The following is a 13,288-nucleotide window of genomic DNA, read 5'->3' on the forward strand; positions in this document are numbered from 1 at the left end:
GTGGTTTGCGCGGTGACGGGGGGCGTCCGATAGGTGCCTCTCACCCTCTTCTGCCTGAGGTCCACCTTGAACTCGCGCGCGAATTCAAGCGGCCTGCGCGCAGGATGACAATTTATCTATATGTTTTAATTATATAATTCTGTCATCCTGCGCGAAGGCGCAGGACCTCGGGCAGAATGAAGCGCAAGGTGGATATAGGTCTCAACTCCACCGGCCAGCGATCGATCATCTTGGCAGGATGCGATAGTGGTAGTAAACTTTCCTACCAACGAGCAGGAGGCGACAATGCCCAACGTCGAGAAGATGAGCCTCGCCCTGACCGCACAGCAGGCCGCGATGATGCGCGAAGCCGTCGGCACCGGTGCCTATGCCACCACCAGCGAGATCGTCCGCGAGGCCATGCGCGACTGGGAAGCCAAGTGGCTGGCCCGCGCCGAGGAAATCCGCCGCCTCAAGGCGCTGTGGGACGAGGGCAAGGCCAGCGGCCCGGCGGCACCGCTCGATTTCGACGAACTGAGGAAAGAGGCGCGCGCCAAGCTCAAGACCGCCTCGCGTCATGCCGGCTAGACTCGTCTGGACGCCCCAAGCCAGAGCCGATCTCATCGACATCTACCTGACGATCGGCGCGGAACAGCCATCGGCAGCCGATCGCTATCTGGCGCGGATGGAGCATAAGGCGCAGCTCCTGGCCGATCAGCCACGCCTCGGCGCACGGCGCCCAGACATCCATCCGGCGGCCCGCATGCTCGTCGAAAGCCCCTTTGTGCTGCTCTACGAAACCGAACCGGACACGGACGACGGCCCCATCGAAATAGTTGAAATCGTCCGCGTGGTTGATGGTCGGAGAGACTTGCGCAGCCTGCTGCCCGAGTGAACCAGAACGGCGACCCGTAGGGCGCGGAGCATCAACGAGAAACCGCCGCGACGGATCTCTCCATCGCGGCGGCGTATTCGTTCCAGCCGTCGAGTGACGGACGCGGTTGGCCGCTAAATTCGGCCCATCAACACCAGAATGATGATGATCAGCAGGATGAGGCCAAGGCCGCCCGACGGGCCGTAGCCCCAGCGCGAGGAGTAGGGCCAGGTCGGCAGCGCGCCGAGCAGGACAAGAATGAGGATGATGATCAGGATTGTGCCGAGTGTCATGTGCGGCCTCCATGGCTAAAGGGGCGCGGAGAGGATGTCCCCCGCGAGAAATATCGATCCACCCTAACCAAATTCCGGAGAGGCCCTGCCGGTTCCATGCAGACGACCGTGCGGTGCGTTTCGTTGGGCTGCGGAGAGGCGGATATGAAGGGCCACGTGTCGTCCGAAGCAGTGGCGCAGGCACTCAGAGCCAATGTCCGGCATGCCACCCGATTTCCCGATCGGGAAATTTTCACGATCGCCCGGCCCTCATCCATGTAGATTTCCCGCTCGGGAAAATTTCCTGGACAGGCGCCAGGATTCTGGGCTATTTTCCCGCTCGGGAAAGAACATGAGCAAACGCATCCTCAGCCCCGCCGAGATCGGCGACATCGTCCGCGCTACCCGCAAGGCGCAAGACTTGCGGCAGGACGAGCTTGCGGGTGCTTCCGGCGTCGGGCTGCGGTTCATCGTCGACCTCGAAGCCGGCAAGCCGACGGCGCAGATCGGAAAGGTGCTGCAGGTGTTGCAAGCGCTTGGCTGCGCGATCGATATCCAGTTGCCCGGAGAGGGGGCACGATGACGGACAGACGCCTCAACGTCTGGTGGGACGGACAGGTTGTCGGCCAGTTCACGCAGGATCGGCACGGCGACATCGCTTTTACCTATGCCCCCTCGTGGCTGGAAGGCGTCGCGCCGCGCTCCCTGTCCGCCTCGCTGCCCCTGCGCGCCGCTCCGTTCAGCCGGCGGGAATGCCGCCCGTTCTTCGGTGGCCTGCTGCCGGAAGAGGGGCAGCGGACCGCGGCCGCGCAGGCGCTGGGAGTTTCGCCCGCCAACGACTTCGCGCTGCTCGATCGCCTGGGCGGCGATGTTGCCGGCGCACTGCAACTGCTGCCGTCCGGCGAGGTGCCTTCCGAGCCGGACATTTTGGCCAGACGGCAGCCCGAACCGCTCGACGAGGCGGGCATTCTCCGCGTTCTGGACGCCCTGCCGATGCGCCCGCTTCTGGCCGGTCAGGAAGGGCTTCGCTTGTCTCTGGCCGGCGCGCAATCCAAGGTGCCCGTCGTTCTGGTCAATGGGCAAGTCGCGCTGCCTTTGCCCGACCAGCCCACCACGCACATTCTGAAGCCGCCAATCGCGCGCTTTCCGGGAACGGCCGAGAACGAAGCCTTCGTGATGCGACTGGCGGCCGCCGTCGGGCTGGATGTCGCGCCGGTCGAACTCAGATCCGCTGAGCGCCGCCCGTTCCTCCTGGTCGAGCGATATGACCGCCGTCGCGACACGAACGGCATCGTACGCCGCTTGCATCAGGAAGATTTCTGCCAAGCCCTCGGCGTGCCGCCGGAAACCAAATACGCCAGCGAAGGCGGCCCCACGTTCAAGGACTGCTTCGATCTCGTCCGGCGCGTCTCGGCACGGCCCGCCGTCGACGTGCTCAAACTGCTGGACGCCGCCGTTTTCAACCTGATCGCCGGCAATGCCGACGCGCACGGAAAGAACGTCTCGATCCTCTATGGTGAGGAGGGGCCGAGGCTGGCCCCGCTCTACGATCTCCTGTCGACGATCGCCTACCCCGAACTCGCCCCCAACATGGCCATGCGGTTCGGCAAGAGGGCGACGCTACAGGACATGAACGCCGACGGCTGGAGGGAGTTTGCCAAGGAAGCCGGCGTGGGTTGGCCGCTGGTGCGGCGCCGGGTCGGCGAGCTCGGCGAGCAAGTCAGAGTTCTTGCGCGGAGTGTCGGCGACGAGCTCGGTCAATCGACTGGGGAAGACAATCGCCTCGACGCTCTCGTTCGCCTTGTGACGGATCGGGGAGAGACTGCGCAATGGAGCCTTGGATAACGGCCTCCGCCGCCCCCCCAAAAACAGCAACATCGTCCAATCCGTCGCCGCCCTCCCCTCCTATCCTGCCCCCGTCAACCGCGAGGCACCCACGCCTCCGAACCCGCGAAAGGCAGGATCATGAAGACGCTTCTGGACACAATGGCCGAGGGCAACCGCGCCGCGCCCGGTGCGTCCGGCGAGGGCTGGACGGCGCATCCCACCTTTCCCGGCGTCGAGCTGAAGCCGCTCGTCCGGGGCGCGGCCACCGGCGGCGCCTTCTCGACGCTGATGGTGCGCATCGCCCCCGGCGGCGCGATGCTGCCGCACCGGCACGATGGGCAGGTGGAACAGCACTTCGTCGTCGCCGGCCGGGGCGTCGCCGATCTCGCCGGCCAGCCGGTCGACTATGCCGCGGGGGCGCTGATGATCATCCCGCCCGCCACCCTGCACTCGATCCGGGCCGGCGAGGCTGGTATGACGCTGATGGCGCTGTTCGCGCCGGCGATCAACTGACGACATCAACTGAGGACAGCCGTGGCGGGCGAGGTTCATCACGGGCGCGACGGTACCGGCGCGGTCGAGACGGTGCGGGTGGACGGCTCCGTCGCCGCGACGCCGCTGCACGCCCACCTGTCGCTGATCCTCGGCCTCGTCGACGCCGGCACGCGCCACGTCGTCCTCCCCGATGGCACGCATTGCCTTGAACCCGGCGACGGCTTCGTCATCCCGCCCGACACGGCGCACGCCTTCGCCGCCAGCGCCGGCGGCAGCCATCGCGTCGTCGCCCTTCCGCCGGGCAAACTGCCGCCCTGGCAGGCGACCGCCGTTCGGGATGTCGCCTGGCGCGCCGCCTTCGACGCCCTCTTCGCAGCAGCGGAAGCAGGCCGCCCCGACACGAACGGCCTTCGCGCCACCCTCCTCGCGGAAACCGATCGCCTCGCCCCACGCGCGGCCCTACCCGGCCCGATGCCCCGGCCGCTGCGCGCCGCCCGGCGTCTTGCCGGCGAACGGCTCGATGAGGATGTCGACCTCCGGGCGCTTGGCCGCCTTGCCGGCCTGTCGCCCTTCCACTTGCACCGGCTCTATCGCCGCGCCTTTGGTCTGACGCCGGCCGAACACCGGCTGGAAGCCCGCCTGCGCCTTGCCCGACGGCTGATCCTCTCCGGCGTCGCCATCGCCGAGGCGGCAGCCACCGCCGGCTTTGCCGACCAAAGCCACCTCACCCGCGCCTTCCGCAAACTGATGGGCACCTCGCCCGGCCGCTGGGCGCGCCAGATGCGACGTTGAGGGGGAGCGAGCTTCCTCACCGGCGCGTCAGCCCTTCAGAACCCCACCAACAGCATGTCCAGCGCGTTGGCGATCTCAACGTCATGATCGATCAGACTGGCGACAGGAGCCTTCAGCAAAGCCTTGGGCACCGCCGCCATGAACTGCGTGACCATCACGTGGGGTTCAGCCTCGATCTCGAACACCGGGTTGAGCCGCTTGGCCGGCATCGGAGCCGACCGGATCGGAATGAGCGGCACGACGACGCGGGTATTGAGGCCATCGAGCAGATCGGCTTGGACATCCAGCAGGAAGCCCTTGCCGTCGGCGTTGGGAAAGATGTCGAACCGAGCCATCAAAACTGCCGATGACGATCGAGCGGCAGACCGTTCTCTTCCACCCAGCGGTTGGAGCTGGCAACGGCGACGGCATTGTCGCGCCGCCATTGTTCGGCCCGCGCATCGGCCACAGCCCGCCTCACCCCGGCTTCGGCCGCTTGGGAGATGTTCACGCCATGAGCACGCGCTTCTCGGACGAGTTCGGCGTCGAGCGACAGGTTGGTTGCCTTGCGAGAGGCTTGTTGAGCTGACATGGGAAGCCCTCACGGTTCATGCGCACACTATATGCGCACAGAAGCGCCCCCTGCGCAAACCTACTTCCCCTGCTCGTCGATGATCCGGCCGACCACCGGCGCGACGACCAGCGCCACGGCGGTCCAGAGGATGGCGATCTTCATGGCCCGGCAGAGGGGCTCTTTCCGGCGGCGGCAAAACAGCATGTCGTCTCTGGCGGCAGCGCCGCCCCTCCTGCAAGCCACGCCGGCAGAACGCCGGGCGCTGACGGGACAACGGCCGGCGCGCCGCCCGGTTCCAAGCGGCGCGCCACCATCCCTCACTCCGGCAGCTTGAAGCCGGGCACCAGGATCACCTTCAGAAGTTCCGTCGGCGTCGCCTTGGCGTCCTCGGCGGCGGCCTTCAGCCGGTCGCCGGGGGCGGCGGCGATGCCGGCCGCCTGAAGGCGCGCCAGCACCTCGTCGGTCGGAAGCGCCAGCTCGGTCGCCACCTCGGCCAGCGTCTTGGCGCCGAAGCCCGCGCCCTCGAAGCGCTGGTCGACCAGCTCGGGCGTCCAGGCGGCGCTGGCGTCGATGGGCGCCGGAACGACGGAGGGCACGCGCCTCACCACCTCCACCCAGATCTCGGCCGGGCTGACACCGTTGCGGTCGGCCACCCGACGCAGCGTGTCGGCCGTGGTCTCCACCGTATATCCGGCCTCGCGGATGGCGCCGACGATCGCCCCCACCGGCGTAGCCGTGCGCAGCGCCATGGTGTCCAGCGTCGCTTCCTCGGCGTGGCCGAACGGCGGCTCCAGGCTGGCGTCCACCGACCATGAGGCCTTGATGGCGGCGCTGAGGTCGAGCACCCAGGTGAAGGGCGGCACGCCCCACAGCGTTCCCGCCACCAGCACGGCCAGCAGCGCCGTCGCCACCGGCGCCTCGGGCCGGATCGACACCTTCTGCTGGAAGCGGTGGCGCAGATAGGCCACGAACTGCCGCCAGTTGAACCACAGGTGGATGAAGCCGGCGATCAGGAACAACAGACTGGAGGTGACGTGGATCGCCCCCCATTCCTCCTTGGTGAGGCCGCCCAGCGACCAGTCGACCCAATAGGCGAGCCGTCCCTCGGGCGTTGCGAACAGCATCAGGCCGGTGACGCCCATGATCAGGAAGCCGCCGGTGGTCATCATCGAAGTCATGGCCCGCCAGCTGAACTGCCGGCCGCTCGTCATCTCGCTCATCGTTGCCTCCAACCCCATGCCGATCGCCGGGCAGTGCCGGCACGAGGCCGCTGCCGCTCTCGCCGCAACCGCCCTGGCCACGGCATGTTTGCCCATACCATTATTTTGGCAATCGCGAATATACCGATGCTTTGTATTCAGCCGTCGCGACGGCGAGGCCCGCGATACGCTTCGTTACAACTGTGTCGCCCCTCGCCGGGGCTTCCGCTCGCCCCGCTTCCTCCGCTAAGGTCGCCGCCCAGCCGAAAGGAGCCGAGCCATGCGCATTCACATCGTCGTCCATGAAGCCTTCGAGGCGCCCGGCGCCTATGAAACCTGGGCGGCGAGCCGCGGCCACAGCGTGGCCTACTCCCGCGTCTATCTCGGCGAGCCGCTACCAATCTCCGTCGACGGCTTCGACATGCTGGCGGTGATGGGCGGCCCGCAGTCGCCGGCCACCACGGTCGAGGACTGCCCGCATTTCGACAGCCGTGCCGAGCAGGCGCTGATCGCCCGGGCGATCGCCGCCGGCAAGGTCGTCGTCGGCGTCTGCCTCGGCTCGCAGCTGATGGGCGAGGCGCTCGGCGCGCCCTGCGAGCACAGCCCGGAAACCGAAATCGGCAAGTTCCCCATCACGCTGACGCCGGCCGGCCTTGCCAACGACAAGTTCGCCCACTTCGGCCCCACCCTCGAAGTCGGCCACTGGCACTCCGACATGCCCGGCCTGACGCCCGACGCGGTGGTGATCGCCACAAGCGAAGGCTGCCCACGCCAGATCGTCGAATACGGCCCGCTCGCCTACGGCTTCCAGTGCCACATGGAGTTCACCCCCGAGGTGATCGACCTCCTCATAGCCGCCTCCGAAGCCGACCTCACCGCCCGCAAGACCAACCGCTTCGTCCAGCAGCCCGCCGCCCTGCGCGCCAACGACTACACCGCCATGAACGAAAAGCTGTTCACCTTCCTCGACAAGCTGGTGGAGGCGTATCGGGCGAGGCGGTAGGAGCGCCTGCTATCGCAGGCATCCGCTTCGCCCAGTCAGCTTGCGACCGGCCGATCCCACTGAAACCTCTATATAAATTGTCATCCTTGCGCAGGCGAGGATCTCACGCAGAAAGAGGCTCCGAAGCCGATATCACGCACCCTGCTCAGGGAGCCCGATACAAGCCGCCGCGCCTTCTCGTCCTGAGGTCCTCGCCTTCGCGAGGATGACAGGAGAGTGATATAAAACAAAGAGATGCGCCGTTCCGCCTGTCCCTCGGCAAAGTCGAGATATTGCGAGACGATGCGCTCCATCGCCACCAGCTCATCCTCGCTCAGATAGTTCAGCGCGCTGGTCACGTCGGCCGCTCTGGGTACGATACCCTTGAAGGACGTCATGCCCATCAGCGGCCGCGCCGCATCGGCGCGCGCCTCGATCACCTCAGGCACGGTCATGCCGTGAATGGCGTAGTGGAACTTGTTCTGGACCGTAGAGAAGAAGGTCTTGGTGATGTCCGACTTCGGATCGTAGTCGACGCTGGTCGCGAAAATGTCGGCGATCTTCTGGTAGAAGCGCCGCTCCGAGACGCGGATGCGCCTGATACGGCGCACAAGCTCGTCGAAGTAGTCGTGGCGGGCCTGGCTGAGGCGTTCGTCATCCATGACGAAGCCCTTGATGATGTACTCGCCGAGCCTCGCGTTGGCCCATTGCCGAAACTGCGTTCCGCGCGACGACCGCACGCGAAAGCCGATGGCTATGATCATGTCCAGATTGTAGTGGGCCACGGCGCGGGAGACGGTCCGCCGTCCCTCGGTTTGAACTGTCAAGTAATCCTTGACAGTTGCCCCCGGCTCCAGCTCACCCTCCCTGAACAGGTTCTTGATGTGCAGACTGATGTTCTGCTTCGTCGTCTGGAAGAGATCGGCCAGTTGAAGCTGGTTGAGCCAGACCGTGTCATCCCGCAGCCGCACGTCGATGCGCGTTTGCCCATCCTCGGCGACATAGAGCAGGAACTCGGCAGGATGATCGCCCATCGTCAAAGCCTCTCGACCTGACGGTCGCCGTTGGCGCCTTCCTCCGGCGTGCTGCACGCTACCGCGCGACCGATCCAATCGAGTGTGGGCATATCAGGGCCATTCCCTTGTAAACCACCGCCACGGCTATCGAATCGCAGCGCGGCGATGATCCGACGTGGAACCGGCCGGCGACAGGCAAGGCGCACAGAAGCCGATATCACGCACCCTGCTCAGGGAGCCCGATACGAGCCGCTGCGATTTCTCGTCCTGAGGTCCTGGCCTGCGCCAGGATGACGGGAGGGGGATAGGGGCGGGAGCTTTGCTGGTTGCCAGAGATGCGGGTGAAACGCCGTGTATCTCTTTGTTATATATCAATTAACTGTCATCCTGGCGCAGGCCAGGACCTCAGGACGAGAAGGCGCGGCGGCCCGTATCACCCTCCCCTCCAGCTCGCTCCCAAAGCCGGCCTCAAAATTCGCTGGGGTGTGGCACCCCAGTAGAATTTCAGGCCGGCTTTTTCAGTGGTGGCAGTCTTCACCCTCCGCATGATGCGCGCAGGTGTGGTCGTCACTGAAGGCGGGGAGTTGCTGGTTCACGAAGGCGTCCACCACTTCGCCCACCTTGCGGCACTCGCCGGCGTAGAACGGCTGGATGCCCGAGGCGAGGAAGCCCGAGAGCGGCCGCGCGCCCATGCCGTAGGCGACGATGGCGGTGACGCCGCGTTCGGCCAGCTGGCGCACCGGCGCCAGGCAGTTGTCGTGCGGCAGGGCCGGCAGCACGGCCGATTCCACCACCGCGCCATTGTCGATGCGGAACAGCGAGAAGGCGTCGCAGTGGCCGAAGTGGCCGGAAATGTCGGCGTCGAAGCCGCCGGGGGCGTCGGAGGGAACGGCAAGCAGGGTCATGATCGGTCTTCGTCCTTCAGTTTCGCAGGCGTATCCCCTTCGACGAAGCTGTCCTTCGGCCTGTGTCCGCAGCCGCCATCCTTGGGCCGCGTCACGCTGCCGCCCTCGATGCGCAAGGCCAGCCCGCGCGTGATGGCGGTGGCCGTCACCCGCCGCGCCTCGCCGAGGATGCGCGACAGCGTCGACCGCGACACGTTCATCCTCAGCGCCGCTTCCTGCTGGTCCAGCCCCTCGACGTCGACGAGGCGCAACGCCTCGTGTCCGTCCAGCGTCAGCACGATCTCGCTGAGCGAGACCATCGGAATGCCCTGGGGCTTGAAATAGCTGGCAGGCAAGTCGTCGCTGACGGTGCGGGGCTTCTGCGGTCTCGCCATCCGGACTCCGTTTTGGGAATACACCCATAATATGCGCCGCCGATCGCCGGCGCGACAGTCGGTTATGCACGTATACTCACAAGAAGGGAAACGGGAAAGCCGCCCGTCGGGGCCGAGGCTACGGCCCGTCGCTCGGCGCCAGCGTGAAATAGTCCCCGGAACGGAGCTCGGCCGTGCCGTCCTCGTAGCGGAGGTAGGCATAGCCGTGATCGTCGATCTGGCGGCCGGCATAGAGCTGCATCATGGCCACCTTCTTGCCGGTCTGCCGGCAGACCATGCCGTTGGCCGTGATCTCCGCCATCATCGCCCGGGAGCGGTCGACCCGTTTTTCCAGCGCCAGCTTCCGCTTGGCCTGCATCGACGGCAGCTCCGCCTCGTTCTCGCCGGCCTGTTGTTCGAGAAGCGCGGCATGCTGCGCCTTGAGCGCCTCGACCAGCGAGCGGAGATAGTCCTTCTTGTCGGCCGGCGAAACGAACTGGTCGGCCAGCACGTCCTCATAGTCGTCCGACAGCTGGGCCACCTCAGTGGCCGCCTCCCGAACGTCGGCGTCGATCTCCTTGAGGTGGTCCCACCAGGCGCGCTCGGGGCGCACGGGGACGGGCGCCGGCGCGGCGTCGAGGTTGATCTCCCAGGCCGCGCGGGGGAGCGGCTTCGGCTCCGGCGCCTTGCCGAGGATCATCAGCACGATGATGCCCAGCCCCGAAGTAAAGAAGCAGACCACGCCCCAAATCCAGGGATTGCGATTGGTCAGGATCGCGATGTAACCGCCGACAAAGCCCGTCAGGCAGGCCGCGAAAAGCCATCGCCACATCTCGTAATCGTACATGTCCCGAACGTCCTCCAGCCCTGCCCACCGGGCGCCCCTCGAATCGCCGCTGAAGAGACATCCCGGTTCAGGCGTCACTCCCTATGACAAAGGCGAGCCAAACCGCGTCAGCAGCCTGAGGTGGCAATCTATTCAGGCCTCATGGCCCCGGCAATCGCAGTCCTGCGGACCTAGAGCCACTCCAGCAAAAGTGGGAACCGGTTTTGCGTCCGGAGTTGCTTCAAAAACAAAGAGCTAGAGCCTGTTGGCGAACCAGAGTTCGCCGGACGGGCTCTAGGGAAACATGGCTAACGACAGGCTCGCAGCCATCCGGGAAGCCGTCTGCCCTTCGCCGTCCTGATGGGTGGCGCACGATATCGGCCTCTCGCCCGACCGGCCCGAGATCCTCGGCTTTCACCGAGGAGGACAGCGTGATGGCAGCGGGCGACAAGTCGGCCGGGCGAGCCACAAGCCGCATAAATATCTGTTTTATATCAATCAATTGTCATCCTGGCGAAGGCCAGGACCTCAGGACGAGAAGGCGACGACGCCCATATGGGTCTCCCCCACCTTTCCCCCTTTCACCCCGCCTTCCCCTCTTCCCGCGCCTCCCACACCTCCTTCGCCGCGTCGGCGTTGATCGCCGCGATGGCGAGGCCGACGATCAGGTCGGGCCAGGTGGTTTGCCACAGGAAGGCGGTGATGAGGCCGGCGGCGATAATCGCCACGTTGGCGAGCGCGTCGTTGCGGGCCGACAGGAACGCCGCCTTGCCGAGGCTGCCGCCGTGGTGGCGCACGCGGGCGAGCAGCAGCGCGCAAGCAAGGTTGACGGCAAGCGCCCCGAGCCCGGTCAGCGACAGCGCCAGCGGTTCCGGCGCCACCGGCTCCATGAATTTCTGCCAGGCGGTCCACAGCGTTGCGAGGCCGGGCACCAGGATGATCGCGGCCAGCGCCATGCCCACCCGCGCCCGGGCCGGCGCCGACCAGCCGAGCGCCAGCACGATCAGGAGGTTGATCGCCGTGTCTTCGAGGAAGTCGACGCTGTCGGCGAACAGCGACACCGATCCGATGGCCAGCGCCACCGCGAACTCCACCCCGAAATAGCCAAGGTTGAGAAGCGCCACGAGCAGCGCCACCCGCCGGAGCGGCCCCTGAAGCAGGCTATGAGCCGCCCCCGTCACGTCACTTGAACCGCTCGCCGGGGTAGACGCCCCACAGCCGGTCCTGCTTGACGAAACCGGACACCTTCGAGGTCGCCACCTCGCACCACCGGCCGTCGCATTCGCGCAGCCGGACGATGACGCCGGGCTCCAGCACCGCCGCCACCGGTCCGTCGGGGCGCTTTCTGAGCCGCGCCGCCTCGCCGCCCGACCATGGCTCCACCAGCGCCGTTCTCCGGCCCGACAGCAGCGGCCCGAAAATCCAGCCGTCCTCCCCGGTCCAGTCGCGAATGCGCCGCCAGTTGCCGTACTCCTGATAGATCTCCACCGGCAGGCCGCGCCGCACGAAGCTCCACTTCACGGCATAGTCGGTGCCGGGGCCATGTCGCACGTTGACCTTGCTCGACTTGACGCTGACGAAGCGCGGCAGCGGCAGCCCCGACGGCCCGCGTATGTTGGCCGACGCGGCTCCCGGCAACAGCATGGCGACGAGCGCCACGCAAGCCGCAACGCAGGCCGCGACGCAGAGAACTCTAGAGATCCGGCTCATGACTCCTCGGGCAACTCCATGGTCAAGCGACAGGGCGCGCGGGGGCTCCAGCCAATGACGCCGGAGCATGCGCTCGGCGACCATTCAACTTGGCCGGCGGGCGCTTTTTCAAAGGCCGCTCCAACACATTGGCAACCGTCCTGTGTCTGGAACGACCCGACGCATGCTCTACCACGCAAAGGCCCGATGCAACACCTCCACCCCATACATCCCTCACAGCCCCTTCCGGGCCGAGGTCCTCTGCCTGCGAGAGAGGAGGACAGGTTGATGGGAGCGGGAGTTTCACCTCGAAGCGTGGAAAGGCCGAAGGGCGAGGGCAAGCGGACACATGCCAGGCACCCGTTCCCTATCCCTTTCCTGTCCTCCTCTGCGAAGGCAGAGGACCTCAGGACGGTGGAGCAAGCCGCCGATATCATGCTCCCACTCTCGCCAGCCCGCCGATACATCCCTCGGCGCCCCTTCCTGCCCGAGATCCTCTGCCTTCGCAGAGGAGGACAGCCTGATGGAGGCGGGAGTGCTATACCAACCCTTTGCCCCTTCCGGCCCGAGGTCCACCTTGCATTCGCACGCGAATGCAAGCGGCCTGCGCGCAGGATGACGATTTATATAGAGGGACCAGTTGGATAGGCCGCGCGCCGACCCACTCGGCGCATTGCCCCCCAATAGAGGGCACGCCCGCCCAGACCCATACACAACGCTCTATCTATTTGTTTTATACCAATTAACTGTCATCCTGCGCTTTAGGCGCAGGACCTCGGGCAGAACGGGGCGCAACACCGATATAACGCTCCCCTCAAAGAAACGCCGCCGCCACCGATAGCACCAGCACCGCCGCGAACGTCACGTTCACCCATCGCCTCACCCTCGGGTTGGTCACCGCGCGGGCGAGGAGCGATCCCGCCGCCAGCCACAGCACGTTGACGATCACCACCAGCGCCAGGAACAGGCCGCCCTTCAGGAGCTCGTCGGCCACCGACCGGCCCGGCAGCAGCGTGAAGCGCGACACCACCGCCGCCACCGACACGTAAGCCTTGGGGTTGGTCAGCGACAGCAGCACCCCCGGCAGCACGCCGGGCGCCCGCCCCGGCGCTTCCATGCGGGAGATCGGCGGCGCCGTGGCGATCCGGAAGGCGAGGTAGACGAGGTAGGCGCTGGCCGCCACCGTCACCACCGGCGCGATGCCGGGGAACGACAGGATCGCCGCCCACAGGCCCGAGCCCACCAGCGCCACCACCGCCACCATGCCGAGATCGAGCCCGATCATGTAGGGAACGCCCCGGCGCGCACCGAAGGCGCCGCCGATGGCGGCAAGGCTCATGGTGTTGGGTCCGGGGCTGCCGACCAGGGCGAGCGAGGTCAGAAGATAGAGCGGCGCGGCGTCCATGGAACCTCCGATCGCAGGGCGAGTCTACCGATCCCCGGCCCCTCGTCAACGCGGCCGCCTTCCTGTCCCGCCGATCACGTTTGCTGGATCGGGGGAACCTTCGACGGCTGCCGGAGGTTCG

19 protein-coding genes are annotated in these 13,288 nt (G+C 66.4%); 7 read left to right on the forward strand and 12 right to left on the reverse strand.

All coding sequences use genetic code 11. The features are described 5' to 3' along the window. Positions 1–285: 285 nt before the first annotated feature. Both M4J39_RS12620 and M4J39_RS12625 read left to right on the forward strand, forming a co-directional pair. Positions 286–567 carry a type II toxin-antitoxin system ParD family antitoxin gene (locus tag M4J39_RS12620; protein ID WP_251728327.1) on the forward strand — a complete coding sequence of 94 codons (282 nt, stop codon included), beginning with the start codon at positions 286–288 and terminating at the stop codon, positions 565–567. After that, positions 557–874: a type II toxin-antitoxin system RelE/ParE family toxin gene (locus M4J39_RS12625; protein ID WP_251728329.1), complete on the forward strand. Its 318-nt coding sequence runs from the start codon at positions 557–559 to the stop codon at positions 872–874. The genes M4J39_RS12620 and M4J39_RS12625 overlap by 11 nt, the downstream gene beginning before the upstream one ends. 113 nt (positions 875–987) lie before the next feature. Here M4J39_RS12625 and M4J39_RS12630 read toward each other — a convergent pair whose 3' ends face one another. Then, entirely contained in the window at positions 988–1,146 is a 159-nt protein-coding gene (locus tag M4J39_RS12630; protein WP_251728331.1) for a DUF3309 family protein, read from the reverse strand. 331 nt (positions 1,147–1,477) lie between these two features. On the opposite strand from M4J39_RS12630, the gene M4J39_RS12635 reads away from it, so the two are divergent. From M4J39_RS12635 to M4J39_RS12650, 4 genes are all read left to right on the forward strand, one after another. Continuing rightward, complete coding sequence (locus tag M4J39_RS12635) at positions 1,478–1,708, forward strand: helix-turn-helix transcriptional regulator (protein ID WP_251728333.1); 231 nt, start codon at positions 1,478–1,480, stop codon at positions 1,706–1,708. Beyond that, positions 1,705–2,970: a type II toxin-antitoxin system HipA family toxin gene (locus tag M4J39_RS12640; RefSeq protein WP_251728334.1), complete on the forward strand. Its 1,266-nt coding sequence runs from the start codon at positions 1,705–1,707 to the stop codon at positions 2,968–2,970. The genes M4J39_RS12635 and M4J39_RS12640 overlap by 4 nt, the downstream gene beginning before the upstream one ends. A 120-nt stretch (positions 2,971–3,090) precedes the next feature. Then, complete coding sequence (locus tag M4J39_RS12645; RefSeq protein WP_251728336.1) at positions 3,091–3,465, forward strand: cupin domain-containing protein; 375 nt, start codon at positions 3,091–3,093, stop codon at positions 3,463–3,465. A 21-nt stretch (positions 3,466–3,486) separates the two neighbouring features. Beyond that, complete coding sequence (locus M4J39_RS12650) at positions 3,487–4,239, forward strand: helix-turn-helix domain-containing protein (protein ID WP_251728343.1); 753 nt, start codon at positions 3,487–3,489, stop codon at positions 4,237–4,239. 35 nt (positions 4,240–4,274) lie between these two features. On the opposite strand, the gene M4J39_RS12655 is transcribed toward M4J39_RS12650, so the two are convergent. From M4J39_RS12655 to M4J39_RS12665, 4 genes are all read right to left on the reverse strand, one after another. Then, positions 4,275–4,574, reverse strand: coding sequence for a CcdB family protein (locus tag M4J39_RS12655; protein ID WP_251728345.1), 300 nt, complete (start codon positions 4,572–4,574; stop codon positions 4,275–4,277). Further along, on the reverse strand, positions 4,574–4,810 hold the full coding sequence (locus M4J39_RS12660) for a type II toxin-antitoxin system CcdA family antitoxin (protein WP_251728347.1): 237 nt from the start codon (positions 4,808–4,810) through the stop codon (positions 4,574–4,576). Before M4J39_RS12660 ends, M4J39_RS12655 begins: the two co-directional genes overlap by 1 nt. A gap of 60 nt (positions 4,811–4,870) precedes the next feature. Continuing rightward, entirely contained in the window at positions 4,871–4,996 is a 126-nt protein-coding gene (locus M4J39_RS22925; RefSeq protein ID WP_256469743.1) for a hypothetical protein, read from the reverse strand. A gap of 113 nt (positions 4,997–5,109) precedes the next feature. Then, positions 5,110–6,012, reverse strand: a complete 903-nt coding sequence (locus tag M4J39_RS12665; RefSeq protein ID WP_251728348.1) for a DUF4405 domain-containing protein — start codon at positions 6,010–6,012, stop codon at positions 5,110–5,112. Between the two features lie 259 nt (positions 6,013–6,271). On the opposite strand from M4J39_RS12665, the gene M4J39_RS12670 reads away from it, so the two are divergent. Next, positions 6,272–6,994 carry a type 1 glutamine amidotransferase gene (locus M4J39_RS12670; RefSeq protein WP_251728350.1) on the forward strand — a complete coding sequence of 241 codons (723 nt, stop codon included), beginning with the start codon at positions 6,272–6,274 and terminating at the stop codon, positions 6,992–6,994. An 80-nt stretch (positions 6,995–7,074) separates the two neighbouring features. Here M4J39_RS12670 and rhuM read toward each other — a convergent pair whose 3' ends face one another. From rhuM to M4J39_RS12705, 7 genes are all read right to left on the reverse strand, one after another. Continuing rightward, positions 7,075–8,007 (reverse strand): RhuM family protein, encoded by a 933-nt coding sequence (gene rhuM / locus M4J39_RS12675; RefSeq protein ID WP_251728352.1) that lies wholly within the window; start codon positions 8,005–8,007, stop codon positions 7,075–7,077. Positions 8,008–8,507: 500 nt separating this feature from the next. Continuing rightward, positions 8,508–8,894 (reverse strand): NifB/NifX family molybdenum-iron cluster-binding protein, encoded by a 387-nt coding sequence (locus M4J39_RS12680; protein ID WP_251728354.1) that lies wholly within the window; start codon positions 8,892–8,894, stop codon positions 8,508–8,510. Continuing rightward, entirely contained in the window at positions 8,891–9,268 is a 378-nt protein-coding gene (locus M4J39_RS12685; RefSeq protein ID WP_251728355.1) for a DUF134 domain-containing protein, read from the reverse strand. Before M4J39_RS12685 ends, M4J39_RS12680 begins: the two co-directional genes overlap by 4 nt. 118 nt (positions 9,269–9,386) lie before the next feature. Then, a complete protein-coding gene (locus tag M4J39_RS12690; protein ID WP_251728357.1) occupies positions 9,387–10,094 on the reverse strand; it encodes a hypothetical protein in 708 nt (235 codons plus the stop codon). A gap of 560 nt (positions 10,095–10,654) precedes the next feature. Then, positions 10,655–11,254 carry a cation transporter gene (locus tag M4J39_RS12695; RefSeq protein ID WP_251728359.1) on the reverse strand — a complete coding sequence of 200 codons (600 nt, stop codon included), beginning with the start codon at positions 11,252–11,254 and terminating at the stop codon, positions 10,655–10,657. A gap of 1 nt (position 11,255) precedes the next feature. Next, positions 11,256–11,783 (reverse strand): SH3 domain-containing protein, encoded by a 528-nt coding sequence (locus M4J39_RS12700; RefSeq protein WP_251728361.1) that lies wholly within the window; start codon positions 11,781–11,783, stop codon positions 11,256–11,258. A 793-nt stretch (positions 11,784–12,576) separates the two neighbouring features. Next, positions 12,577–13,167 (reverse strand): LysE family translocator, encoded by a 591-nt coding sequence (locus tag M4J39_RS12705; RefSeq protein WP_251728363.1) that lies wholly within the window; start codon positions 13,165–13,167, stop codon positions 12,577–12,579. Positions 13,168–13,288: the final 121 nt, after the last annotated feature.

The sequence above is a fragment of the Pleomorphomonas sp. NRK KF1 genome (genome assembly GCF_023721755.1).
Classification (GTDB): Bacteria; Pseudomonadota; Alphaproteobacteria; order Rhizobiales; family Pleomorphomonadaceae; genus Pleomorphomonas.